This window comes from Pandoraea terrigena, from assembly GCF_902459705.1.
In the GTDB taxonomy this organism is placed as follows: domain Bacteria; phylum Pseudomonadota; class Gammaproteobacteria; order Burkholderiales; family Burkholderiaceae; genus Pandoraea; species Pandoraea terrigena.
On sequence record NZ_CABPRU010000002.1, the window covers coordinates 284,105 to 309,143 of the forward strand.

At 65.9% G+C, this 25,039-nt stretch carries 23 protein-coding genes; 18 read left to right on the forward strand and 5 right to left on the reverse strand.

What is annotated here, in order from left to right:
• The first annotated feature begins 13 nt into the window (after positions 1-13).
• The gene (tsaE, locus tag PTE31013_RS05550) at positions 14-538 is read left to right on the forward strand and encodes a tRNA (adenosine(37)-N6)-threonylcarbamoyltransferase complex ATPase subunit type 1 TsaE (protein WP_150611827.1); all 525 of its coding nucleotides are present in this window, start codon (positions 14-16) and stop codon (positions 536-538) included.
• The gene (locus PTE31013_RS05555; RefSeq protein ID WP_150611828.1) at positions 532-1,986 is read left to right on the forward strand and encodes an N-acetylmuramoyl-L-alanine amidase; all 1,455 of its coding nucleotides are present in this window, start codon (positions 532-534) and stop codon (positions 1,984-1,986) included. Before tsaE ends, PTE31013_RS05555 begins: the two co-directional genes overlap by 7 nt.
• 112 nt (positions 1,987-2,098) lie before the next feature.
• Here PTE31013_RS05555 and PTE31013_RS05560 read toward each other — a convergent pair whose 3' ends face one another.
• Entirely contained in the window at positions 2,099-2,767 is a 669-nt protein-coding gene (locus PTE31013_RS05560; RefSeq protein ID WP_150611829.1) for a VTT domain-containing protein, read from the reverse strand.
• A 249-nt stretch (positions 2,768-3,016) separates the two neighbouring features.
• Between PTE31013_RS05560 and mutL the strand changes: the two genes are divergently transcribed.
• The 9 genes from mutL to PTE31013_RS05605 all read left to right on the forward strand — a co-directional run bounded on the left by mutL (position 3,017) and on the right by PTE31013_RS05605 (position 13,860).
• Positions 3,017-5,074, forward strand: a complete 2,058-nt coding sequence (mutL, locus tag PTE31013_RS05565; protein ID WP_246173908.1) for a DNA mismatch repair endonuclease MutL — start codon at positions 3,017-3,019, stop codon at positions 5,072-5,074.
• Positions 5,075-5,081: 7 nt separating this feature from the next.
• The gene (miaA, locus tag PTE31013_RS05570; RefSeq protein ID WP_150611830.1) at positions 5,082-6,029 is read left to right on the forward strand and encodes a tRNA (adenosine(37)-N6)-dimethylallyltransferase MiaA; all 948 of its coding nucleotides are present in this window, start codon (positions 5,082-5,084) and stop codon (positions 6,027-6,029) included.
• A gap of 238 nt (positions 6,030-6,267) precedes the next feature.
• Positions 6,268-7,143: an ABC transporter permease gene (locus tag PTE31013_RS05575; RefSeq protein ID WP_150611831.1), complete on the forward strand. Its 876-nt coding sequence runs from the start codon at positions 6,268-6,270 to the stop codon at positions 7,141-7,143.
• 1 nt (position 7,144) lies between these two features.
• Complete coding sequence (locus tag PTE31013_RS05580) at positions 7,145-8,197, forward strand: ABC transporter ATP-binding protein (protein WP_150611832.1); 1,053 nt, start codon at positions 7,145-7,147, stop codon at positions 8,195-8,197.
• Between the two features lie 76 nt (positions 8,198-8,273).
• Positions 8,274-9,338, forward strand: a complete 1,065-nt coding sequence (locus PTE31013_RS05585; protein WP_150611833.1) for an extracellular solute-binding protein — start codon at positions 8,274-8,276, stop codon at positions 9,336-9,338.
• Between the two features lie 26 nt (positions 9,339-9,364).
• Positions 9,365-10,285 (forward strand): ABC transporter permease, encoded by a 921-nt coding sequence (locus PTE31013_RS05590; RefSeq protein WP_246173909.1) that lies wholly within the window; start codon positions 9,365-9,367, stop codon positions 10,283-10,285.
• 109 nt (positions 10,286-10,394) lie between these two features.
• Positions 10,395-11,591, forward strand: a complete 1,197-nt coding sequence (locus PTE31013_RS05595) for a M24 family metallopeptidase (protein WP_150611834.1) — start codon at positions 10,395-10,397, stop codon at positions 11,589-11,591.
• A 64-nt stretch (positions 11,592-11,655) separates the two neighbouring features.
• Positions 11,656-12,897, forward strand: a complete 1,242-nt coding sequence (locus PTE31013_RS05600) for a metal-dependent hydrolase family protein (protein ID WP_150611835.1) — start codon at positions 11,656-11,658, stop codon at positions 12,895-12,897.
• A gap of 48 nt (positions 12,898-12,945) precedes the next feature.
• The gene (locus tag PTE31013_RS05605) at positions 12,946-13,860 is read left to right on the forward strand and encodes a LysR substrate-binding domain-containing protein (protein WP_150611836.1); all 915 of its coding nucleotides are present in this window, start codon (positions 12,946-12,948) and stop codon (positions 13,858-13,860) included.
• A gap of 21 nt (positions 13,861-13,881) precedes the next feature.
• Here the strand turns inward: PTE31013_RS05605 and PTE31013_RS05610 are convergent, their stop codons facing one another.
• Positions 13,882-14,763 (reverse strand): LysR family transcriptional regulator, encoded by an 882-nt coding sequence (locus PTE31013_RS05610; RefSeq protein WP_150612196.1) that lies wholly within the window; start codon positions 14,761-14,763, stop codon positions 13,882-13,884.
• A 182-nt stretch (positions 14,764-14,945) separates the two neighbouring features.
• On the opposite strand from PTE31013_RS05610, the gene PTE31013_RS05615 reads away from it, so the two are divergent.
• On the forward strand, positions 14,946-16,535 hold the full coding sequence (locus tag PTE31013_RS05615) for an MFS transporter (RefSeq protein WP_425495540.1): 1,590 nt from the start codon (positions 14,946-14,948) through the stop codon (positions 16,533-16,535).
• Positions 16,536-16,632: 97 nt separating this feature from the next.
• Here PTE31013_RS05615 and purM read toward each other — a convergent pair whose 3' ends face one another.
• Positions 16,633-17,679 (reverse strand): phosphoribosylformylglycinamidine cyclo-ligase, encoded by a 1,047-nt coding sequence (gene purM / locus PTE31013_RS05620; protein WP_150611837.1) that lies wholly within the window; start codon positions 17,677-17,679, stop codon positions 16,633-16,635.
• Positions 17,680-17,825: 146 nt separating this feature from the next.
• On the opposite strand from purM, the gene hda reads away from it, so the two are divergent.
• The 6 genes from hda to panB are packed head-to-tail and all read left to right on the forward strand — an operon-like array spanning position 17,826 to position 22,845.
• Positions 17,826-18,536: a DnaA regulatory inactivator Hda gene (gene hda, locus PTE31013_RS05625; RefSeq protein WP_150611838.1), complete on the forward strand. Its 711-nt coding sequence runs from the start codon at positions 17,826-17,828 to the stop codon at positions 18,534-18,536.
• A gap of 55 nt (positions 18,537-18,591) precedes the next feature.
• Positions 18,592-19,281: a histidinol-phosphatase gene (locus PTE31013_RS05630; protein ID WP_150611839.1), complete on the forward strand. Its 690-nt coding sequence runs from the start codon at positions 18,592-18,594 to the stop codon at positions 19,279-19,281.
• Positions 19,278-20,810 (forward strand): polynucleotide adenylyltransferase PcnB, encoded by a 1,533-nt coding sequence (gene pcnB, locus PTE31013_RS05635; protein ID WP_150611840.1) that lies wholly within the window; start codon positions 19,278-19,280, stop codon positions 20,808-20,810. Before PTE31013_RS05630 ends, pcnB begins: the two co-directional genes overlap by 4 nt.
• A complete protein-coding gene (folK, locus tag PTE31013_RS05640; RefSeq protein ID WP_150611841.1) occupies positions 20,807-21,319 on the forward strand; it encodes a 2-amino-4-hydroxy-6-hydroxymethyldihydropteridine diphosphokinase in 513 nt (170 codons plus the stop codon). Before pcnB ends, folK begins: the two co-directional genes overlap by 4 nt.
• Positions 21,316-21,972 (forward strand): deoxynucleoside kinase, encoded by a 657-nt coding sequence (locus tag PTE31013_RS05645; protein WP_150611842.1) that lies wholly within the window; start codon positions 21,316-21,318, stop codon positions 21,970-21,972. Before folK ends, PTE31013_RS05645 begins: the two co-directional genes overlap by 4 nt.
• A 54-nt stretch (positions 21,973-22,026) precedes the next feature.
• A complete protein-coding gene (gene panB, locus PTE31013_RS05650; protein ID WP_150611843.1) occupies positions 22,027-22,845 on the forward strand; it encodes a 3-methyl-2-oxobutanoate hydroxymethyltransferase in 819 nt (272 codons plus the stop codon).
• 120 nt (positions 22,846-22,965) lie between these two features.
• Here the strand turns inward: panB and PTE31013_RS05655 are convergent, their stop codons facing one another.
• Both PTE31013_RS05655 and PTE31013_RS05660 read right to left on the reverse strand, forming a co-directional pair.
• Positions 22,966-24,333 carry a sensor histidine kinase gene (locus PTE31013_RS05655; protein ID WP_150611844.1) on the reverse strand — a complete coding sequence of 456 codons (1,368 nt, stop codon included), beginning with the start codon at positions 24,331-24,333 and terminating at the stop codon, positions 22,966-22,968.
• Positions 24,330-24,992: a response regulator transcription factor gene (locus PTE31013_RS05660; protein WP_017232029.1), complete on the reverse strand. Its 663-nt coding sequence runs from the start codon at positions 24,990-24,992 to the stop codon at positions 24,330-24,332. The genes PTE31013_RS05655 and PTE31013_RS05660 overlap by 4 nt, the downstream gene beginning before the upstream one ends.
• Positions 24,993-25,039: the final 47 nt, after the last annotated feature.

Consider the following 25,039-nt stretch of genomic DNA (forward strand, 5'->3'; position numbering starts at 1 on the left):
TCCATTTTACGCAATGCCCGATTCATCGACGCCGTTACCCCTGGGCGAGCGCATCTTCGCGCTGCCGGACGAAGCCGCCACCGAGGCCTTCGCCGCAGCGCTCGCGCGCGCCATCATGGAACGTGCGGCCCACACCGACGCGGCACACGCGGGCCTGCACGTGCAGCTCTCGGGCGACCTCGGTGCGGGGAAAACCACACTCGTGCGCGCACTGCTGCGCGCGCTGGGCCACACGGGTCGCGTCAAAAGCCCCACGTACGCTTTGTGTGAACCATACAACATCGACACACCACAAGGCGTGTTGCCGGTCTATCATTTCGACCTGTACCGCTTTTCCGATCCGGCCGAATGGCATGACACGGGCTTTCGGGAGCACTTTGCAGGCGACGCCCTGTGCCTCGTCGAGTGGCCGGAAAAGGCCGAAGGTCTCCTGGGCACCCCCGATTTGGGCCTTTGGCTGGAACCTGTTGGCGACAGCCGCCGTCTGACGACGAGCGCCTACACGCCGGCCGGTCTTGCTTGCCTTAACTCATGCTGATCAAACGCTTCGCCCGTTCCGACGATGCCTCATCGCCCAATGCCGGCCGCCGCCGCGCATTGCGCGCCGGTGCATCGACGCTCGTCCTCGCCCTCACCGGTACTCGCCTCGCCTTCGCCAACACCATCGTGGCCGTGCGCGTCTGGCCGGCCAGAGACTACACCCGCGTCACGCTCGAGACCGACAACCCGATCAAGTTCCAGCAGCAACTCATGGCGAGCCCGAACCGCTTCGTCATCGATCTCGACGAAGTGGATCTGAGTCCGGCACTGCGCGATCTCGTGTCCAAGATCCAGCCGAACGACCCGCAGATCATGCAGGTGCGCGTGGGGCAGTTCAAACCCGGCGTCGTGCGCATGGTCTTCGACCTGAAGGCCGGCGTGAAGCCGCAATCCTTCACGCTGCCGCCGGTCGCTGGCTACAAGTACCGCACGGTGTTCGACCTGTACCCGGCCGTCGAGCCCGATCCGCTCATGGAACTGCTCGCCAACTCCGGCCACAAGGCCGAGGCCTTGGCGCAGAATACGCCGCCCGCTCAGCCCTCGCGTCCCTCATCCGGCAACGGCACGCCGAGCACGGAAGAGAGCGAAGCGTTCTTCCAGCGTTACGCGCGGCGCGAAGCGGGGCCGCGAGCCTTGCGTCCCGCGCCGCCCGCCGCAGGCGACAGAATGCCCTCGCTCGCGCAGCGCAACGACGACGGGCTGCTCACGCCGCCGTCGCGCGCTCCGAAGACCGCCCGCCTGCTCACCATCGCGCTCGACCCCGGCCATGGCGGGGAAGACCCCGGCGCGATCGGCAGCAGCGGCACGTACGAGAAGGTGGTGGTGTTGCAGATTGCGAAACGGCTGCGCGAGAAGATCGATGCGCAACCCAACATGCGGGTGATGATGACGCGCGACGCCGACTTCTTCGTGCCGCTTGGCGTGCGGGTGCAGAAGGCCCGCCGCGTGGACGCCGATCTGTTCATGTCGATTCACGCGGATGCGTTCACATCGCCGTCGGCGAACGGGGCCTCGGTGTTCGCCCTGTCCGAGCGCGGCGCCACGAGCGCGACGGCACGTCTGCTCGAGAAGACGCAAAACGCGTCCGATCTGATCGGTGGCGTCAACATCAAGACCCACGATCGCGCCGTGGCGCATGCGTTGCTCGACATGTCGACGACGGCCCAGATCCGTGACAGCAAGGTGTTCGGCACCGCGCTGCTCGCCGAGATCGGCACCGTCGCTGACCGGCTGCACAGCAAGTACGTCGAACAGGCGGCCTTCGCCGTGCTCAAGGCACCCGACATCCCGTCGGTGCTCGTCGAGACGGCCTTCATCAGCAACCCCAAGGAAGAGCAGGCGTTGAACGATCCGGCTTATCAGGAGCGGCTCGCCAACGCGTTGCTCAAGGGGATCAAGGCCTACTTCGCCAAGAATCCGCCGCTCGCGAAGAATCGCACGGCCTGACGACGGACGAGGGCCGAAAGCCCAGACAACAATGGCGCGTCCGGTCACCCGGACGCGCCATTGTTCATTGCACCGGCGAATCGACTGTCTGACTGGCCGTCGGCCGTCGGCGTTACTCGCTCTGGCCTGGCGCCACGCCGCGGCGACCGCGCGTGACGAGCTTCCACAGCGCGCCGAGCGCAATCGGCACCACCGCCGCCGAAATGCCCACCAGCACGATGACGTTCAGGTATTGCTTGACGACCGGCAGGTTGCCGAACAGGTAGCCGCCGCCCACGAGCAACGTCACCCAGATCGCCGCGCCGAGCATGTTGTAGAGCTGGAAGCGCGCCCACGACATGGCCGACACACCTGCCACGAACGGTGCGAACGTGCGCACGACGGGCACGAAACGCGCGATCACGATGGTCTTGCCGCCGTGATGCTCGTAGAAATCGTGCGTCTTGCGCAAGGCGTCGCGATCGAGGAAACGCCAGTTCTTCTCGTACACCCGCGGCCCGATCTTCGCGCCGATCCAGAAGTTGAGCGTGTTGCCGGTCACGGCCGCGATGAAGAGCAGTACACCGAGCAGCCACGGATCCATGGCCCCGGTCGCCGCAAATGCGCCGCCAATGAACAACAGGGAATCGCCCGGAAGGAACGGAAAGAGCACCAGCCCTGTTTCCACGAAGACGATCATGAACAGGAACAGATACACCCAGTTTCCGTACTGATCGATAAACACCCCCAGGTGTTTATCGATATGGAGCACCATCTGCAGCAATTGCACCAAAGTATCCAAGTCGATTCCTCAAGATAAAGGACGCCGGCCCATCCCCGCGGGCGCGCGACGAATCGCATGATACCAGCGCAAACGTCGGGCGTCGTGAAGTCCCCATGACGGTCGAAAGCGGCCCGCCCGGGTGTGTCGAATCCATCGTCCAGCCTACAACCTTCCCATGACAGGAATAGGTCGCGCTTCTGCGTGTGTATTATCGGTTGAAACGTGGATCGACCTATGTCTTTGAGGGCAACCTTTATAATGGTTCCCATGTCTGCGACCCCGACCTCCTCTCCCTCCGCACACGACCCGGCGGGCGTGCCCGACCACGCTGGCACCGACGCCCCCGTGCGCCGTCCCGGCCCTACGCCGGCTGGCCTCGCCCCACAGCGTGCCATCCAGGTCCTCCCCGACCAGTTGATCAGTCAGATCGCTGCGGGCGAGGTGGTAGAACGCCCGGCGTCGGTCGTCAAGGAATTGCTCGAGAACGCCCTGGATGCCGGCGCCCGCGCCCTCCAGATCAAGCTCGAAGAGGGCGGTGTGCGCCGCATTGCGATCACCGACGACGGCGGCGGTATGTCCGCCGAGCAGTTGCCGCTAGCACTCACGCGCCACGCAACGAGCAAAATCCGCACGCTCGGCGAGCTGGAATCGGTGCTCACGCTGGGGTTCCGGGGGGAAGCACTCGCCTCCATCGCGTCGGTCGCCCAGCTCACGCTGTCGAGCCGCCGGGCCGATGCCCCGCACGCAAGCGCCATCGACGGCAATACCGGTGCGCTCACACCCGCCGCAGGCCCCGTGGGCACGACGGTCGACGTGCGCGACCTGTACTTCAACACCCCCGCGCGCCGCAAATTCCTGAAGACCGAGCAGACCGAATTCGGTCATTGCATGGACGTCATTCGCCGCAGCGCACTCGCGCGCCCGGATGTCGGTTTCTCGATCCTGCACAACAACCGGGCGGTGGAGCACTGGAACGCGTCGGACGCCGCATCACGCGTCTCGCGCGTGCTCGGCAACGACTTTGCCGGCGCTCATCTGCCGCTGGACGAGGGCGCGGCCGAATTGCGCCTGTCGGGCTTCGTCGGGCTGCCCACCGCCAGCCGTGGCCGCGCCGACCAGCAGTTCTTCTTCGTGAACGGCCGTTTCGTGCGCGACAAGCTGCTCACCCACGCCGTGCGCGCCGCCTATGAGGACGTACTCCACGGCGACCGTTATCCCGCCTACGTGCTGTATTTCGAACTGCCGCCGCAGTTGGTTGACGTCAACGTCCATCCGTCCAAGATCGAAGTGCGGTTCCGCGATGCCCGCAGCGTCCACCAGTTCGTGTTCCACGTCGTGCAACGTGCGCTGGCCCGCGCCGCGGGCAGTGGCGGCGCGACGCACGCCGCCCACCTGACCGACGCCGGCGGTCTCGCCGCCGGGCCGGGTGCCGCTTTGGCTGGCAGCAGCAACGGCTTGATGGCCGCGCGTCCGGCTGGCGGCGTCAGCGGCGTCGGATTCGGCGCGCCGGGCGGCAGCAGTTGGAGCCCGCGCATGCAGCAAGGTACGCTGCCGGTGGCACAACCGCTGTCTGTCTACGACAACCTGTTCGGACGCACCGCCCCCCCGGCCCCGCGTCCCTACGGTCAGCCGGGCGTCACCGATGCGCCCGCGCCGCCTTATGGCAGTCGCGAGACAACACAAGACGGTACAACGCTCACCGGAGGCCTCGACGCCTTGCCGGCCGACGCCACGGCGCTGGAGCAACCGCTCGGCTTCGCACTCGGCCAGTTGCACGGCATCTACATCCTCGCGCAGAACGCCTATGGCCTGGTGCTCGTCGACATGCACGCGGCGCACGAGCGCATTCTGTACGAACGCTTCAAGCAGGCCCTGGTGGAACGTAGCGTGCCGGTGCAGCCGTTGCTCATTCCCGTGACGTTCTTCGCCGATCCGGTGGAAATCGGCACGACGGAAGAGCATCAGGAAACGCTCACCGCGCTTGGCTTCGACCTTGCGGCGATGTCGCCGACCACGCTCGCCGTGCGCGCCATTCCCGCCCTGCTCGACGGGGCCGATGCGCAAGCCCTGGCGCGTGCCGTGCTCGCGGATCTGCGCCAGTACGGCGGGTCGCGCGTGCTCACGGAGCGTCAGCATGAACTGCTCGGCACGCTCGCTTGCCACACGGCCGTGCGCGCGAATCGGCGTCTTACGCACGAGGAGATGAACGCGTTGCTGCGCCAGATGGAAGCGACCGAGCGCGCCGATCAGTGCAACCACGGACGTCCCACCTGGTACCAGCTCACGCTCGGCGACCTCGACAAATTGTTCATGCGCGGACGTTGAGCAGGTCATGAAGTCACCTTCCCCGATCGTCTGCCTGCTGGGTCCGACGGCATCCGGCAAGACCGCGGCCGCCCTCGCGCTGGCACAGGACACCCCGCTCGAGATCATCAGCGTCGACTCCGCGCTCGTCTATCGCGAGATGGACATTGGCACTGCCAAGCCGAGCGCCGCCGAGCTGGCGGCCGTTCCCCATCACCTGATCGACATCATCGATCCACGCGACGCGTATTCCGCCGCGCAATTCCGTGAGGACGCGCTGCGTCTTGTCGACGAGATTGCCGCGCGCGGGCGCCGTCCGCTGCTCGTCGGTGGCACGATGCTGTACTACAAGGCGCTCACGCAGGGCCTCTCGCCACTGCCGTCGGCCAACGCCGATGTGCGCGCCCAACTCGACGACGACGCCGCACGCGCGGGCTGGCCGGCGATGCACGCGCGGCTGGCGAGCATCGATCCCGTGACGGCAGCCCGCCTCGCGCCGAACGACGCACAGCGCATTCAGCGCGCGCTGGAAATCTTTGCGCTATCAGGCAAGCCGATGTCGCAATGGCTTGCCGAAGAAGCCCGAACGCCTGCCACGCCACCGACCCACACGTTCGTGCCGGTCGCCCTCGAGCCCGGCGACCGCGCGGTGTTGCACGCGCGCATTGCCGAACGTTTTCGTCTCATGCTCTCGGCAGGCTTCATCGAAGAAGTCGAACGCTTGCGCGCGCGAGGCGATCTCGACCCGGGCCTGCCATCGATGCGGTGTGTCGGCTATCGACAGGTGTGGGAATACCTCGACGGCGAGATCGATTACGACACCATGCGCGACAAAGGCATCTTCGCGACGCGTCAGTTGTGCAAGCGTCAGCTCACGTGGCTGCGCTCGATGCCCGAGCGTCACATCGTCGACTGCACGGCCGCCGACGCCTCGCAACGCGCCCTCGCCACCGTACGCGCACTCTGGCACGCCTGAGCACAAGACCGTCCCCGCACCCGGCAACACTTCGCTGAGCGCCCGGCGAAGCAGGCCACGGCCACGCCCGTCGCACGCTTCGAAACCCGCATCTGCCTGCCATCCCGGCGCCCCCCGGCCTCCGTTCAAACCCTGACAGCTTTCCGGTTTGCATGACGATTTTGATATGCTAATTTGCATATCAACGTTTCATGCAATGCAAATTCGCATCGAATCCACGATACCGGGAAGGATGTCAATGACGCAGACTTCGATGGAGCCCAGTGGGGTGGCGGGTCATGGGCTGCGGCGGCCGACAGGCGGCGCGCGGCGCGTACCTATCGCGAAATGGGCGGTGCGCGCCGGGGTCACGCTGATCTACCTGTTCATGCTCAGCCCGTTGATCTTCGTTGTCTGGCTGAGTTTTTTCAAGGACGCGATCATCACGTTCCCGCCGAGCGGCTACACGGTCTCGTGGTACCTGAATGCCTGGCGCAACGCCGCGTTCGCGGACGGCTTCCTGCTCTCGCTCCAACTCGCCGCCTGCGCGGCCATCGGCGGTGTGATCCTCGGTGTCGCCGCCTCTCTCGCCCTCGCACGTTATCGCTTTCCCGGCCGCCGCACGCTCGGCAATGTGTTGCTGCTGCCGCTCGTGGTCCCGGGCATCGTCGCGGGCATCGCCACTTACCTTTTCTACCTGCGCGCCGAGAACACGCTCGACATGGACATCGTCGGCACCTTCGGCGGTCTGGTAATCGCGCACGTGTGCCTCACCATTCCGTGGACCATGCGTCTCGTGGGCGCGAGCCTTGCGCAGATCGACGGCACCATCGAGGAAGCTGCGCGCAATCTCGGCGCCGGACCGTGGCGCACGCTGTGGCGGGTCACGCTGCCGATGCTGCGCCCCGCTGTCGTGGCGGCCGGGCTGTTCAGCTTCATCGTGTCATTCGAGAACCTCGAACTCACGTTGCCGCTGGTGGGCCCCGGCAAGACCACCTTGCCCATCGCGATCATGCAGTACCTCGAATTCAACCTCGATCCGACGATTGCCGCTGTCTCCGCGGCGCAGATCGTCCTGCTCGGCATCGTCATGCTGATCACCGATCGTTTCGTCAAACTCAGCCAGGTGATCTGACATGGCCAACGTTTCGTTGCGCAACCTGCGCAAGCAATACGGCAACGCCGCTGCCGTGGCGGACTTCTCGCTGGAGATTGCCGACGGCGAACTCGTCGCCTTCCTCGGCCCGAGCGGCTGCGGCAAGACCACGACGCTGCGCATGGTCGCGGGCTTCGTCGAACCGACGGCCGGCGAGATCTGGATTGGCGGCAAGGAGGTCTCGCGCCTGCCCGCGCATCGCCGCAACACCGGCATGGTGTTCCAGCGCTATGCGCTCTTTCCGCACATGACGGTGGCGGAGAACGTGGCGTTCGGCCTCGAAATGCGACACGTCGCCAGTGCCGAGCGCCTCACGCGAATTCGCGAAGCGCTCGACATGGTTCGCTTGACGCCGCTCGCGGATCGCTATCCGCGCCAGCTCTCCGGCGGTCAGCAGCAGCGGGTAGCGATCGCCCGCGCGCTCGCGATTCGCCCCGACGTCTTCCTGCTCGACGAGCCGCTCTCCAATCTCGACGCCAAGCTGCGCACCGAAGTGCGCGAAGAGATTCGCGCCTTGCAGCGCCGGCTGGGCCTGACGACGATCTTCGTCACCCACGACCAGGAAGAAGCGCTGGCCATTGCCGACCGCCTGGCCGTGATGCACGACGGCTGCGTGCAGCAGATCGGCACCGCCGACGCGCTTTACGAGCGCCCCGCCAATCCGTTCGTGGCGAACTTCCTCGGCAAGATGAATTTCCTCGCCGGGCGGATGACCGACGGCCATTTCGTGACCGCCAAGGGCGAGCGCCTGGCGCTGCCGAGCGCCGCCCCCGACGCCACCACGCTCGGCATTCGCCCCGAGCGCCTGCGCCTGAGCGACGCCCCCGCCCACGACGAGACGGCCATGCAAGTCACGGTGGATCAGACGATCTACCTCGGCGCCACGCTGGAGCTCCGCTTGAAGAGCTCGCAAGGCGAGACGCTCGTCGCGCACGTGCAGAACGCTGCGCGCGACGACGTCGGCCGCTATGCGCCGGGCCGAGCGCTCAACGCGTGCTTCGCGAGCACCGACTGCCTGTTTTTCAACGCCTGACGACACTGCCTCACTCCCACCCGCTTCGGCCCAAGTACTGGCCAACCTAGTGGCCAACGTTTTGAAGGATGACGACATGACGCACGCCCTGAACCGCCGCTCGTTTCTGAAGACCGCTTCCGGTCTGGTGATCGCCCCCGCGCTCGGCCTCGATGCGCTTTCAGCCCACGCTGCCGCCGCCTGCCCGAACGTGGTCGTCGGTACGTGGGGTGGCGACTATCTGAATCTTCTCGAGCAGAACATTGGCAAGCCGATCATCGAAGCCGCCGGCGGGAAGGTCACGTACGATTCCGCCGGGCAGGTCGAGCGCATGACGAAGCTGCGTGCCGAAAAGGCGTCGCGGCGCGGCTCGCTCGACGTCGCCTGCCTGGCCGATCTCGATATGTATGACATCAACCGCTCGGGCATTCTCGAAGCGGTCGACGCCAAGCGCGTCCCGAACCTGGTGAATGCGCTGGAGGCGCTGCGCCGCCCGTACTCGATCCCGCACATCTTCAGCGCGATGGTGATCGTCTACAACCCCGAGAAGCTCGGCACGAAGCCCGACTCGTTTACCGCCGCGCTCGACCCCAAGCTCAAGGGCCGCGTGGGGTTCTCCGACATCCTCTACAACTTCAACGTGGTGAGCAGTTCGCTCGCGGCCGGTCACAAGGACGGCGATATGGCAGGTGGCGTGCAATTCCTGCGCGAGCTGCGCAAGACGCAGCAGCCCAAGGTGTATCCGTCGAACGAGGCCGTGGCGTCGGCGCTCAAGAGCGGCGACATCTGGTTCACCTGCATGTGGAAAGCGCGCGCGCTGCAATGGAAGAAGGCGGGGGTGCCGATCGACTACGTGGTGCCCAAGGAAGGCGCCGTACCGGTGACGTTCGAGGCCGCCGTGCCGAAGAACTCGCAAGCCAAGCTGTGCGGATTCAATTTCCTGAACGCGATGCTCGACCCGCGCGCGCAAATCGGCTTCGCGGAGACAATGGGCTATGCGCCGACCGTGACGAACGCGAATCTGCCGCCGTCGCTGCAGGAAAGCGTGGGCTTCACGCGTGCCGAACTCGATCGCATGGTCAAGCTCGATTACGCCCGCTTTACCGCCGACAAGCCCGCCCTGCTCGACTTCTGGAACAAGGAATTCAAGGTGGGGCTGTGAACGTTGCCGCCCCTCGAGAACCCGCGATGACGCCGCAACCGCCCGCCGCCGACGCCTCCCGGCCCCCCCGGGCCGCCACCGCACGCGCGGTGCGCGGCGCCCTCACCGGTGGCTCGCTCGCCACGCCCGCCACGCTCGTGGTGTTGCTTGTGATCGTGCTGCCCGGGCTGCAACTGGTGCGCTACAGCTTCAACCGGTTCGATCCCGTCGACATGATGCAGGCAGCGCTGACCGGCGCCAACTACGTCAAGTTCTTCACCGATCCGTACTACCTGACGGTGCTGTGGACAACGATCAAGGTCGCCTCGCTGTGCACCGCGCTCGCGCTCGTGTTCGGTTTTCCCGTCGCCTACGTGCTCGCGCGCACGCAAACCCGCTTCAAGAGCCTGCTGGTGATGCTACTGGTCTTCCCGCTGCTCGTGGGCAACGTCGTGCGCGCGGCGGGCTGGATGGTCATGCTCGGCACCGCCGGTTTCGTCAACTCGATGCTGGTGTCGCTGGGCATCGTGCCCCAGCCGATTCGTTTGCTGTACACGCCGTTCGCGGTCGTGGTGGGCACCACCGCCGTGGTGCTTCCCTACATGATCCTCACGTTGCAGAGTGTGCTCGAAGGCATGGACTTCTCCGTCGAGGAGGCGGCGCGCAATCTGGGCGCCACGTTCCGCCAAACCCTCACGCGCGTGATTCTGCCGATGGCCGCACCGGGCATCGCCGCGGGCACCATGCTCGTGTTCATTCTCTGCATGAACGCCTATGCCACGCCGGTGCTGCTCGGCGGCACCGGCATCACGATGATGACGCCCTCGATCTACGACCAGATCGCGAAAGCAAACAACTGGCCGTTCGGTGCAGTGCTCTCCATCGTCTCGATGGTGGTGACATTCGTGCTCGCCATCGCCTCGCACTGGATCATTCATCGGCGTTACGCGAAGACGATGATGACCTGACCGATCTGGCTAGCGCGACCTTGCGTGCCGGCCTGCCCGTCTGCCGCTCGCGACCCAGTCCGCTCGCTCTCTGACATTCGCCCCCCCTATTGCCGATAAGGACTTCGTGATGCCGACACTCTCCGATGCCACACGTCAGTACCGCCATCGCCTGATGCAAGACCTGATGGACTGCGCGCACGTCGATGCGCTCGTGTTCACCGCCGCCGACTTTTTCCAGTGGGCCACGAACTTTCACGTCGATGTCCAGACGTGGGAGCGTCCCATCGCCGTTTGCGTGCCGCGCAACGGCGAGCCGTTCGCGGTAATGAACGAGTTGTCCACGCATCATCTGATGATGGCGCGCGAGCGTGGCCATCTGTGGCTCGATCTCGATCGCGTCACCCTCTACGCCGAGCATCCGCGTGTGACGCAACGCCAGCCGCTGCTCGCCGACGTTCCGGCCCTGATCGCCGACACGCTGCGCGCCGCCGGTCTGGCCGGATCGCGCATCGGCGTCGATGCGGCCAGCGGCCCGCTGGCGCGCGCCGCCGGGCTGCTGCCCGACGCAAAGCTCGTGCCCATGCTCACCGAGATGCGCGCCCTGCGCTGGGTCAAGCACGACGAGGAAATCGCCATCATGCGCGCCGCCGCCGAGCTGGCCGATTGGGTGCAGGACCGGTATCGCGAGAACATTCGTCCGGGGCGCCTCGTGCAGGAACTCGACTATTCGATGGCCGCATTGATGGTCACGGAAGGGGCGAAGCGCTTCCCCGGCGAAAACCTCGAAGTGATGCGCTGCTGGACGCTCTCCGGCCCCGCCTCGGCTTCGCCGCACGGCGATGGTGCCTCGTGCGGCGCGCGCATCAACGCGGGCGACGGCATGGTCAATATCGTGATCCCGCGCCTGAACGGTCTCGTGATCGAGAACGAACGCACGTGGTTCTGCGGCAAACCCTCAAGCGAGCAGGCGCGCTATTACGAGGTCGCACGCGCCGCCAATGAAGCCGCGGTAAACGCCGCCGTGACCGGCAAGCCCGTCTCGGGGATCGACGCCGCCGCGCAGGCAGTCATCGAGAAAGCGGGGTGCGGTGAATGCATCCGCCATCGCACGGGGCACGGCATGGGCATCATCGGCCATGAGTACCCGGACGACATGGCGTTCAACCATCGTCCGCTGCTCGCGAACGAAGTCTATTCGGCCGAGCCGGGCATCTACGTCTACGGCCTCGGCGGCTTCCGCCTGGACGACTCGGTCGTCACCGGCGACACCCCCATCATGCTCACGCGTACGCCGCGCACGCTCGCGCACGCAACCATCGATTGAATACGAGGCGGGTTTGCCCGGCGACCCCGGGCAACGCCAGACACACCATCCTGGAGGAGAGGTCATGGAGTCGATTCTGTTGTCGAATTGCGCGCTGCTCGACCCGGTCAAGGGCGAGCTGCGGGAAGACCACGCCGTCCTGATCGAAGGCGGACGCATCAAGGAAGTGTCCGACAAGCCGATTCGCGCGCCGTCCGCACGCGAGATCGATGCCCACGGACGCACCGTGATGCCGGGACTGATCGATCTGCACGTGCACGTGCACGCCACGCAACTCAACCTGGCCGCGCAAGCGCATCTGCCCAACGTGCTGGTCACGCTCAAGTCAGTGCCGATTCTGCAGGGCATGCTGCGGCGCGGTTTCACTACCGTGCGTGACGCGGGCGGGGCGGGACACGCCATCAAGCAGGCGGTCGAAAGCGGGCTGGCCGAAGGGCCGCGCTTGTTCGTGTCGGGCCGCGCGATCAGCCAGACCGGTGGACACGGCGACGGACGCGCGCGCACCGACTACATCGGTACCGACGGCCCGTGCCCGTGCTGCGTACGCGTTGGCGCCCTCTCACGCGTGGCCGACGGCGTCGACGAAGTCCGACGCGCCGTGCGCGAAGAGCTGCAAATGGGTGCCGACCAGATCAAGATCATGGCCTCGGGCGGCGTCGCATCGCCCACCGATCCGGTTGGCGCTTGGGGCTATTCCGAAGACGAAATCCGCGCGATCGTCGCGGAAGCGCGCGCACGCGGCACCTATGTGCTCGCCCACGCCTACACGGCATCGGCCATCGAACGCGCCGTGCGCTGCGGTGTGCGCACCATCGAACACGGCAACCTCGTCGACGCCCCCACCGCGCGCTATATGGCCGAGCAAGGCGCGTACGTCGTCCCCACGCTGGTGACTTACGATGCCCTCGCGAACGAAGGCAAGTCGCTCGGGCTGCCCGACGATAGCGTCGCGAAGATCGCCAACGTTCACGCGGCGGGCCTGCGCTCGCTGGAAATCTTCCGCGAGGCCGGTGTCAAGATGGGTTACGGCTCGGATCTGCTGGGCGAATCGCAGCGCCTGCAGAGCGACGAATTCCGTCTGCGCGCCGAAGTGCTCTCGCCGGCGGAGATTCTGCGCAGCGCGACGGTCATCGGCGCCGAGGTGCTCGGCCAATCGGGCCAGTTGGGCGAGATCGTGCCCGGCGCGCATGCCGATGTGCTGCTCGTCGACGGCAATCCGCTTGCATCGCTTGACTGTCTGCTCGGTCAGGGCGAGCGAATTCCGATGGTGATGAAGGGCGGTAGAATCCACGCTCTCACGCTGTAGGGCCCCCTGCGCAAGGACCCCGACGGCTAACCCTTCCGTGGAGAATCGATGGATTTCCGCCACATCGACGCCTTTCGGGCGCTGATGCTCACGCGCACGACCACCAAAGCCGCCCAGGTGCTTGGCACGTCGCAGTCGGCGGTCAGCCGTCTCGTGGCCGATCTCGAACGCTCGACGCGCCTCACGCTGTTCGATCGCGCGCGCGGTCGGCTCGAACCCACGGCCGAGGCGTTCGCGCTGTTCGAGGAGGTCGAGCGCCGCTACGCCGGCCTCGACAACATCCGCGAATTCGCCCTCAATCTGCGTAACCCCGACAAGGCCGTCATTCGCGTGGGGTCGGTCCTGTCGTTCGGCCTCGGCTTCTTCGCGCGCGTGATGGCCGGCTACCGGGCGGTGCATCCGAGCGTGCAGCTCGCGCTGACCACGGGGGCCTCCGATCTCATTCGCGATCAAGTCGTCACGCATCAACTCGCGCTCGGCCTCGTGACCGACACCATCGACGTGGCCGCGACCGATGCCGTCTCGTTCGCCAAGCTCGACGCGATCTGTGCCCTGCCCGCCGGTCATCCGCTCGCGTGCAAGAAAGTGATTCGCCTGGCCGATCTGAAGGGGCAGCCAATCCTGTCGTACGAACCGACAGACATGGTGCGCTGGGGCATGGATCAGCGCTTCGCCGAAGGCAATCTGCATCAGCAGGTTGTCGCCACGGCGCGCTATTCCATCAACATCGGCACGATGGTCAAGGAGAACGTCGGCATCGGTTTGCTGCACCCCGTAGCCGCCTACGATTTTCTCGACTCCGATCTCGTGTTACGCCGCTTCGAACCGTCGATGCCGTTCCACACGCTGCGTATCACGCCGCGCGCGGCCGCCCCCAGTGCGCAACTCGACGACCTCGTACGTGTGATGGAAACCACGCTAGACGATGTCATGCGAGCGGTAGAAGCCCGGACGAAGCGCTGACGCGACGGCTCTCGCCTGCGGCTACCGCATGTGGTCACACATGGCGTCGACGAACACGCGCAGCTTCGGCGAGAGGAGGCGGCTGGACGGCCACAACATCCAGAACTGGCCGGGATTTTCCAGATAGTTGCCGAGCAAGACCTGAAGTTCGCCGGCCGCGAGCGCATCGCGAACCAGAAAGTCAGGCATGTACGCGATGCCCAGTCCGTGCGTGGCCGCACTCAGCAACGCCTCCATGTTGTTGCATGTGAGGCGCGTGCGCAGCTTCGGTTCGTGCGTCACCGCTGGCACGAACGCCCATGACTGCAACTTTCCAGACGTCGGAAAACGAAAGCGCAGGCACGCGTGTGTCTCGAGGTCATCCGGGGTTTGCGGCGTGCCACGCCGCGCGAGATAGCCGGGCGACGCGCACAACACGAAGCGAAACGGCCCCACGCGGCGCGACATCAGTGTGGAGTCCGGCAGGTCGCCACTGCGAATCACCACATCCAACCGGCGCTTGATCAGATCGACGATGCGGTCGTCGAAATCCAGATCGAGTTCGATGTCGGGATACTTTTCGGCAAATGCAGGCAGCAGCGGCATCAGGAACCGGTAGGCCGTGACGGGCAGCCCGACGCGCAATATGCCGCGCGGTATCTGCGACACCTCCGAGAGCATGGCGCGGGCGTCGGCCAGTTCGTCGAGTACGCGCCGGCAGCGCTCGTAATACGTCTGCCCCGCCTCGGTGAGATTCACACGTCGCGTGCTGCGCTGGAAAAGCCGTACACCGAGTGTCGCTTCGAGCCGCGCAATCTGCTTGCCGATCGCCGACGCCGACACACCCATCTCCCGCCCTGCCCCCACGAAGCTCAAGGTCTCGGCCGCTCTCACGAATGCCGCGATTTCCGCCAGATTGTCCATCGTCACAAGCTCCTGCATGGTTGGCTGCGCACCGCAGATTACGGAATTTTAGTCGTTAATCTACGAACGCTTGGCCTGTTTATCCAGCATTGAAGATTTTCTAGCATGTATGGCGTGACGTCGGCCGACGTTCCTTTTCCGACCCGGATGCGCGTCAGCGCGTCTTCATCAGGACCTTCTTCATGTCGATCATGGCTTCCCGGCCCGTGCCGCGCGACGATGCCTCGTGGCGCCGCCGGCGACTGGGCCTCTTTTCCGTTTGCCTCGCCGCGCTGCTTCTCCCCATATGTTTCTCGGGCGGCGCGGTCGCCACACCCGCCATCGGTGCGGCATTGCATGGCAGCGCGCTCGAGATGCGCTGGATTACCAGCGCCTTCATGCTCGCGTTCGGTGGTTGTCTGATGGCCGCTGGCGCGTGCGCCGACGCCTTCGGACGCAAACGCATCTTCTTGCTCGGCGTGGGGTGCTTGCTGCTGACGTCGTTGGCGCTCGCGTTCTCGCGCTCGGCACTCGCGGTCGATTGGCTGCGCGCGCTGCAAGGCGTGTCGGCCGCCGCGACGCTCGCGGGCGGCGGTGCATCGCTGGCCCAAGACTTCGACGGGCACGCCCGGGCGCGTGCCTACGGCTTGCTTGGTACAACCTTCGGCGTGGGGTTGGCTTTCGGCCCGCTGCTCGCCGGGCTACTCATTGTGCGCTTCGGCTGGCAAGGGGTGTTTGCCGCCACCGCGGTTGTCGCCGCACTTGCGCTGGTCATCGGTACGCGCGGCATGCGCGAATCGCGCGATCCGGCAGCCACGGGGCTCGACTGGCCCGGCACGCTGTCATTCACCGGCGCGCTCGCCAGCTTCACCTATGGCGTGATTCAGGCACCGGCGCTGGGGGCGACTGCACCGGAGGTCATCGGTGCACTCGCATTCGCCGTGGTGTTGGCCGTCGCATTCGTTGCCATCGAGCGGCGTGTGGCGCATCCGATGCTCGACCTGACACTCTTTCGTTACGTGCGTTTCATCGGCGTACAACTGCTGCCCGTCGCGACTAGCTGCTGCTACATCGTGTTGCTCGTATTGCTGCCGTTGCGCTTTATCGGTGTGCATGGCGACAGCGAAGTCACGGCCGGGTTGCGCATGACAGCGTTGTCACTGCCGATGCTTGTGGTGCCGTTCGTCGCCACGCAGTTGGCGCGGCGCATTCCCTCTGGCGTGTTATGCAGCACGGGACTGGTGCTGGCGGCGGCAGGTCTGGCGTGGCTGGCGCGCACCGTCGGCGCACCTGACACCGGCGTGCTGTGTCCCGCGCTGTGGCCAATGCTCCTGATCGGCGCGGGGAGCGCAATGCCCTGGGGCCTGATGGACGGCTTGTCGGTGAGCGTCGTACCGACCGATCGTGCGGGCATGGCCATGGGCATTTTCAATACGACACGTGTGGCCAGCGAAGGTGTGATGCTCGCGCTCGTCGGCGCCGTGTTGATCGCACTGATCGGCGCGCAGTTGCCGGACATGCCCGGCGCCGTAGCACCGGACGTCGCCCGGGAGGCCGTCAACCGCCTCGTCGCGGGGGACATGCACGGGGCGATGGCACGCGCTCCGGCGTGGGGCGAAGCGGCATTGCGCAGCGCTTACGAACATGCCTTCGCAACCCTGCTCGACCGGCTCGCGATCGTCACCCTGTTGTGTGCCATCGTCGTGTTTGCCTGCCTCAGCGGCAAGACCCGCAGCGGCGCCACCGACACCGCCGATCTGGGCGAACCGTCGACCGACACCGCCACGCCCTGACGCGCGCGAGCGGGCCAAAAAGAAAAGCCCGCCGAGGAGATCCCGGCGGGCTTTGCGCGCGTTCCGGACGCTGGAAGGGCCCAGCCCTCCCCGTGTCTTACGACACGATCGTTTGCGCTTCGCCTTCCTTTCGCTCGCGGATCGTGCCCAGACGGTAGACCGTCTCGCCCGACGCTTCGAGGTGCTTGACGGCGGCATCGGCGTCAGCGGCCGACACGATGACCGCCATGCCGATGCCGCAGTTGAATACGCGGTGCATTTCGGCGTCGGCCACCTTGCCATGGGCCTGCAGCCACTGGAACAGCGGCGGCAGCGTCCAGGCGTCTTGTTTGATGTCGGCCGTCAAATGGTCCTGCAGGACGCGCGGAATGTTCTCGACGATGCCGCCGCCCGTGATGTGGGCCATGCCCTTGACCGGCAGCGCCTGCATCAGGGCCAGCAGCGGCTTGACGTAGATGCGCGTCGGGGCCATCAGCACGTCGCGCAACGGCTGGCCGTGGAAGTCCGCGTCCAGGTCCGGCTTGGCGACGTCGATGATCTTGCGAACGAGCGAATAGCCGTTTGAGTGCGCGCCCGACGAGGCCAGCCCCAGCACCACATCGCCCGGCACGATGGTCGTGCCGTCGATGATCTTGCTCTTCTCGACCGCACCGACGGCGAAGCCGGCCAGATCGTACTCGCCGTCCGGGTACATGCTCGGCATTTCAGCCGTCTCGCCGCCGATCAGGGCACAGCCCGCCAGCTCACAGCCCTGCGCGATGCCCTTGACGACAGTGGCCGCCGTGGCCACGTCCAGCTTGCCGCACGCGAAATAGTCGAGGAAGAACAGCGGCTCGGCGCCCTGCACCAGGATGTCATTCACGCTCATGGCCACCAGATCCTGACCGACCGTGTCATGCTTGTTCAGCGTGAAGGCCAGCTTGAGCTTGGTGCCCACGCCGTCGGTCCCCGAAACGAGCACCGGCTCCTTGTAGCGCTTGGGCACTTCGAACAGTGCGCCAAAGCCGCCAATGCCGCCCAGCACGCCATCGCGCAGGGTTTTTTTGGCAAACGGCTTGATCGCTTCGACCAATGCGTCGCCCGCTTCGATGTCGACGCCAGCGTCGCGATAGGAAAGGCCGGATGTTTCGTTAGGGTGTGACATGACGGGAATGCATCAAGGTTCGGTAAAATGCGATTTTACCCGATGCGCGTGTCCTTTCGGCACGCAAACGGGATATCGGACGCAAGCCGACGCCGGCGTGCCCTGTAAACCGTACTCCGCCGGCCTTTTGCCGGCTTTCCTCGTTCGTGATCCAGCAACTGTTTCTCGACCTCGGCACACCGCCGCCCGCCACGTTCGACAATTTCATTGTCGGGCCCAATCGCGAGGCGGCGCAGACGCTCGCCGCCCTGCCCGCCGAACTCTCGGCCGGTACGGCGCGCGACCGCGGCATCTACCTCTGGGGGACGGCCGGGTCCGGCCGCACCCACCTGATGGAGGCCCTGTGCCATGCCGTCGGCCCGAGCGCGCGCTATCTGCGCCCGAACAGCCCGCTGGCCGCCTTCACGTTCGACGACGCGAGCACGATCTACTGCGTCGACGACTGCGACCATCTCTCGCCCACCCAGCAGATCGCCGCCTTCAACCTGTTCAACGAGACGCGCGCCCGCCCGCACTGCGCCTTCGTGGCCGCCGGCGCCCAGCCCCCCGTCGACATGCCGCTGCGCGAAGACCTGCGCACCCGTCTCGGCTGGGGCCTCGTATTTCACGTTGTGGGCCTCGACGACGACGGCAAGAAGCAGGCGCTGCAGAACGCCGCACGCGAGCGCGGTTTGCAGTTGGCGAGCGACGTGCCCGCCTACCTGCTCACGCACTTCGAGCGCGACATGTCGAGCCTGATGGCGTTGCTCGACCGTCTCGACCGGTTTTCGATGGAACAGAAGCGCGCGGTGACCCTGCCATTGCTGCGCCAGATGCTCACCCACACCGATCCGGCCGCTCCCGAAGGGAAAAACTGACCGGCGTCGCGTCGGTTCAGGTAAGCAGGCCGTAGCTTCAGGTAAAATTCGCGCAATGACCAATTTAGCCCTCTTCGATCTCGACCACACTCTGCTGCCCACGGACAGCGACAAGGAGTGGGGCCGTTTCCTCGTGCGCCAGGGCGCTGTCGAGCGTGACTCGTACGCGCAGGCCAACGAGGCCTTCTACCAGGATTACCGCGCCGGCCGGCTCGATATGCCGGCCTATCTGCGTTTCTGCCTCGCGCCGCTCGCGCGCTACCCGCGCGACCAGCTCGACGCGTGGCACACGCAGTACATGGAAGAAGCGATCCTGCCGCACATTCGTCCCGAAGCGCTCGCGCTGCTCGACACGCACCGTCAGGCGGGCGACCTGTGCGCCATCGTGACGGCCACCAACACGTTCGTCACGCGGCCGATCGCCCGGGCGTTCGGCGTCGATCATCTGATCGGCACCGAGCCGGCCGTGGCCGGCGACGATCCGAACGCACCGAATGCACGCTATACCGGCGACTATATCGGCACGCCGAGCTTCCGCGAGGGCAAAATCACGCGCACCGAAACCTGGCTCGCCAGCCTCGGCAAGACGTGGCGCGATTTCGACCACGTCTTTTTCTATAGCGATTCCGCCAACGACGTCCCCCTGATGGAGAAGGTGAACCATCCGGTGGCAACGAATCCCGATGAGGCGCTGCGCGACATCGCGCTGGCGCGTCGCTGGCCCATTCTCGAGTTGTTCCAGTGATCCGCAAACTCATCAAGAAACTGCTTGGCAAAGACAGCCAGGCCGAAGGCAGCGCAGGCAGCCTGAGCGCGACCGGCAAGCCGGTCGTCATCCCCGTCTCGGTCCACGGCATCGATCCGAGCCTGCTCTCGAAGAACGCCGTGCGCGTGACCGACACGCTGCAGCAAGCCGGGTTCAAGGCCTTCATCGTCGGCGGCGCCGTGCGCGATCTGCTGCTGGGCATCGCGCCGAAGGACTTCGATGTCGCCACCAGCGCCACGCCCGAGCAGGTCCAGCGCCTGTTCCGCCGCGCGCGCATCATCGGGCGCCGCTTCCAGATCGTGCACGTGCAGTTCGGGCAGGAGATCATCGAGACCTCCACGTTCCGGGCCTTGGTCGACGCCGTCGACAGCGAGCAGATCGGCGCGCGGCGTCCCAAAAAAGGCGAGCTCGACCGCAAGACGCACGTCACCGACGAATCGGGCCGCGTGCTGCGCGACAACGTGTGGGGCGAGCAGGAAGAGGACGCCGCCCGGCGCGATTTCACCGTCAACGCCATGTATTACGACCCGGCGGCCCAGACGGTGCACGACTACCACCACGGCTGGGAAGACATCCAGAAGCGCGTGCTGCGCATGATCGGCGACCCGGCCACGCGCTACCGCGAAGACCCCGTGCGCATGTTGCGCGTGGTGCGTTTCGCGGCCAAGCTCGGCTTCAAGATCGACGACGCGACGGCCGCCCCGATTCCGCAGCTCGCGCCGCTCATCGACAACGTGCCGGCGGCGCGTCTGTTCGATGAAATGCTCAAGCTGCTGCTCTCGGGCCATGCGTGGGGCTGCGTGCAGCAACTGCGAGAGCAGGGCCTGCATCACGGCCTGCTGCCGTTGCTCGACGTGGTGCTGGAGCAGCCGCTGGGCGAGAAATTCGTCATGCTGGCGCTCGCCAACACCGATGCGCGCATCCGCACCGGCAAACCGGTCTCGCCGGGCTTCCTGTTCGCGGCACTGCTCTGGCATCTCGTGCTCGAAAAGTGGCAGGCCTATCAAAAAGCCGGCGAGTATCCGATTCCCGCGCTGCATCTCGCCATGGACGACGTGCTCGATGCGCAAACCGGCAAGCTGGCGATTCAGCGCCGCTTCGTCGCCGACATGAAGGAAATCTGGGGCTTGCAGGTGCGTCTGGACAAACGCGTTGGCCGCACGCCGCTGCGCATGCTCGAGCATCCGCGCCTGCGCGCCGGTTACGACTTCCTGCTGCTGCGTTGCGAATCGGGTGAAGTTCCGGCCGAAGCTGGCCAATGGTGGACCGACTTCCTCGAAGGCGACGCCGCCGCGCGCGACGCCCTGCTCACCCAAGGCAGTGGACCAGGCACCACGCCGGCCGCCAAACGCCGCCGCCGCCGTCGCAAGCCCGCGGGCGGAAGCGGTGGCGAAGGCTCGGGCGGCAGCGAGCATGGTGACGGCGGGAGCGGCAATGAGACCGCGACCAGCGAGAATCAGGGCAAGCGGGTATCATCGCGACAGCATGGTTCCGAAGGTGCTTCATGACTGTTGCCTACATCGGGCTTGGCGCGAATCTCGGTGACGCCCGCCAATCGATCAAGGACGCCATCGTCTGCCTGGCGCAGCAGATCGGCGTCACCATCATTGGCAAGTCCGACCTGTATCGCACGGCGCCCGTCGAGTCGAGCGGCGATGACTATCTCAACTGCGCCGTCGCCGTCGAGACGAGCCTGAGCGCGCACCAGTTGCTCACGCTGTGCCTGAAGATCGAGTTGCATTTCGGACGTGAACGGCCTTACAAGAATGCGCCGCGCACGCTCGATCTCGATCTGCTGCTGTATGGCAACGAGCGCATCGCCGAACCCGACCTGATCGTCCCGCATCCGCGCATGGCCGCGCGCGCCTTCGTGCTGCGCCCGCTCGCGGATCTCGCTCCCGAACTCGACATCCCTGGCGTGGGCCGCGTAAGCGCCCTGCTTCTGGACGTCGCCGACCAGCGCATCGAGCGCGTCGCGCAGTGCTGCTGCCCGACGAAGCGCGCGTACGCGTCATGAAATCCCCCGTCCTCGGGCGTTTTCGCTACCTGGCCGTGGAAGGCCCCATCGGGGTGGGCAAGACCTCGCTGGCGCAACGGCTGGCCGATGCCGCCGGCGCCGACGTGCTGCTCGAGCAGCCCACGCGCAATCTCTTTCTCGAACGTTTCTATCGTGACAGCGCGCGCTACGCGATGCCCGCGCAGTTATCGTTCTGTCTGCAACGGGTGGACGAAGCGACGGAGATCGCGCGCCGCGAGATCGACGGCAAACCGATCTTCACCGACTTCCTTCCGGAGAAGGACGGGCTGTTCGCGCGCCTCACGCTCGCCGCCGACGAACTCGATCTCTATCGCAAGCTGGTCGCGCACATCGAGCGGCCACACCGGGCGCCGGATCTCGTGATTCATCTGCAAGCGAGTCCCGAAACGCTGTATGCGCGCATTCAGAAACGCGCCATTCCGATGGAACAGCAAATTCCCGACACGTATCTGCGCGCGCTGTGCGACATCTATGGCGAATTCTTCTATCATTACGCCGCTGCGCCGGTATTGACCGTCGACACGGAACAATTCGATCCGGCGCATAACGACAACGACTTCGCCCTGCTGGTCGAACGCATCGATCAGATGCGCGGACGCAAGGAAGTCTTCGTCAAGGGCGCTCGCCCCTGATCGTCTCCCGCCCCGCGCAGGCGCACGGGCGACACCTCATGAACCGAGGCTGACATGAGTTATCTGCAAGAATCCAATCGCAAGGCCGTGACCGTTCCCGGACTTGCCCAGATGCGCGAGCGGGGCGAGAAGATCGCCATGCTCACCGCGTACGATGCGAGTTTCGCCGCGCTGCTCGACCGCGTGGGCGTCGACGCCATCCTGGTTGGCGACTCGCTCGGCAACGTGATTCAAGGCCAGCGCACGACGCTGCCCGTCACGTTGCGCGACATCTGTTATCACACCGAATGCGTGGCGCGCAGTGTCAACAAGGCACTGGTGCTGGCCGATCTGCCGTTCGGCACCTACGGCACGAAGGAACAGGCATACCAGAGTGCCGTAGCGGTCATGCAGGCCGGTGCACAAATGGTGAAGATCGAAGGCAACGCGTGGCTCGCCGAGACCGTGCGCTTTCTGGTCGAGCGCAGCATTCCGGTGTGCGCGCATCTGGGACTCACGCCGCAGTCGGTACACGCGTTCGGCGGTTTCAAGGTGCAGGCGCGCGAGGATGCCGCACAAGCGCAATTGATCGACGATGCCCGTACGCTGCAAGCCGCGGGCGCGCAGTTGGTCGTGCTCGAAGCCATTCCGGCCACCGTCGCGGCACGCGTCACGCCGGAAGTGCCGACGATGCCGACCATCGGCATCGGGGCCGGCCCCGAATGCGACGGCCAGGTGCTGGTGTTGCAGGACATGCTGGGCGTGTTCCCCGGCAAGTCGCCGAAGTTCTCGATGAATTTCATGGAAGGCCAGCCAAGCATTGCAGCCGCCATCGAAGCGTACGTGCAAGCGGTCAAGCACGGCACGTTCCCGGCGCAAGCGCATTGCTTCTGAGCGAGCGGACGTGTCCCTCGCGATGACGCTACGCCGGTTCGGGAACGGACCGACGCCGCGTCATCGCTGATTTGCCACTACCGCACGACCCTCACGCGCCCCGCCGCGCCCCCTCCGCATTCATCCCGCCATCGGCAGCGTCAACACGACGGCGAACCCCGCCTCGCGCCCCCGCTCGAACGCCATCGCCCCGCCGTGGGCAAGCATCACCTCGGCTACCATCGCCAACCCCAGGCTCGCCCCTTCGCGACCGTCGGCGCGCGATGAGAACGGCGTGCGCACACGCTGCCATTCCGATTCGGGGATGCCCGGCCCATCGTCGAAGAACCGCACCCGCCATTGATCGTCGACGCGCGTCACATCAACGTGAAGCCGATGCGGCGCACCGTACGCCAGCGCGTTGACCAGCACGTTCTTGATCGCTTCACGCAGGCTCAGCGCATCGCCGACGATCATGCAGGGCCCCGGCGGCGCGTGAAGGGCGACGTCGATATCGCGGGTCGCATACGAGAGCGTCTCGCGCATCGCCACCTGCAGCAGTTCGTTCAGATCGACCGGCGTGGGCGCCACGCTATCGGCGCGATGCTGCACCATCGCGTGATTGATCAACTGGTGGATAAGTCCGCCGAGCCCCCGCGCCTGCTTCTGGATGCGCGCGACATGCGCCTCGCGCGCCGCCTCGTCCTGCGTTTGCGTGAGCATTTCCGCCTGCGCGGTGAGCGCCGTCACAGGCGTACGCAATTGATGCGCGGCGTCGCCGATGACACGGCGCATCAGTGCGCGCGAGGTGGCCAGCCGCTGCATGAAGTCGTTGATGGCGCCGACGAGCGCCAGCGTCTCGGCCGGCGCCGTCACCGCCAGCGGCACGAGATCGTTTGAATCGCGCGCCCGGATGGCCGCCTCAATCTGCTTGAGCGGCGCGAGCGCCTGACGCAGTGTCCACAGCGCCGCGAGCATCGTCAGTACGCCGGTGGCGATGGTGATGAGCAGTGTGTTGTCCGCCAAGCCGCGCGTGAACCGCACGCGCGCATTCTGCGTGTGCGCCAGCGCCACCACGGCCCACGGATGCGGCGCATCCACCGGCATGCGGCGCCCGACGATTGCGATGCGGATCGGCATCTCCTGGTACGTGCCGTCGAGCACGACCGGCCCGTCGGCCAGCTTGTCCCACGGAATGGCGGGGCGGAACTCCGAATCGCCCGCGACCGAGCGGCCGTTCGGATCGAGCACGGTATAGAAGATCTGGTCGCCGGGCGCGAGGGCAGAGAAAGCGGCGAGCGGCACGTCGACGTTGACCTCGCCATTCTGGTACCAGGTGTTTTCCGCGACTTGCAGCGCGCTGCCGAGCAGCCAGCGGTCGTACGCGCGGTCGACGGCGGCACGCGTCGAGAACCAGATGCCAAGCAGCACCGCCGCCACGGCCAACGCCAGTACGGCCCCCATGCGCACGACCAGCCGCAGATACAGGGAACGACCGGGGACGATCATGACAGCACGAGCTGATAGCCCAGTCCGCGCAGCGTGCGAATCTGGAATTGCGCGGCCGCCAGCTTCTTGCGCAGGCGGGCCACATACTGCTCGATGGCGTTTGCGTTCGGTGCGGGCTCGTCGCCATACAGACGATCCATGAGTTCGTCCTTGCCGAAGATGCGTCCCGGGCGCGCCGCAAGAATTTCGAGCAGCGTCACTTCGCGGCGCGTGAGTTCGATCGGCAGTCCGTCGACTTCGACGCCACGACTCTTGCGGTCCAGCGTGAGGTTGGCGCACGTCAGCCGGTTCGTGGCGTCCTGCCCGGTGCGACGCATGAGCGCACGCACGCGCGCTTCCAGCTCGCGAAAATCGAATGGCTTGGTGAGGTAGTCGTCGGCCCCGAGATCGAGCGCGCGCACCCGCTCTTCGATCTCCGCGCACGCGGTGAGCATGAGCACGCGCGTGGACAGGCCGCGCTCGCGCACGCGTCGCAGCAACTCGAAGCCGTCGATGTGCGGCAGCATGACGTCGAGGATCAGCAGGTCGTAATCGTCGCCAATGCGTGCCGCGGCGGCCGCGCCGTCAGTCTCGCAATCGAGCGCGTGGCCGAGCCTGCGCAACTGGGTGGCGATCGCTTCGGCAACATCGGCGGTGTCTTCCACCAGCATGATGCGCATGATTCCTGAGTCTCCTTCGATAGTGATTGCAGGGCACCCTGCCTATC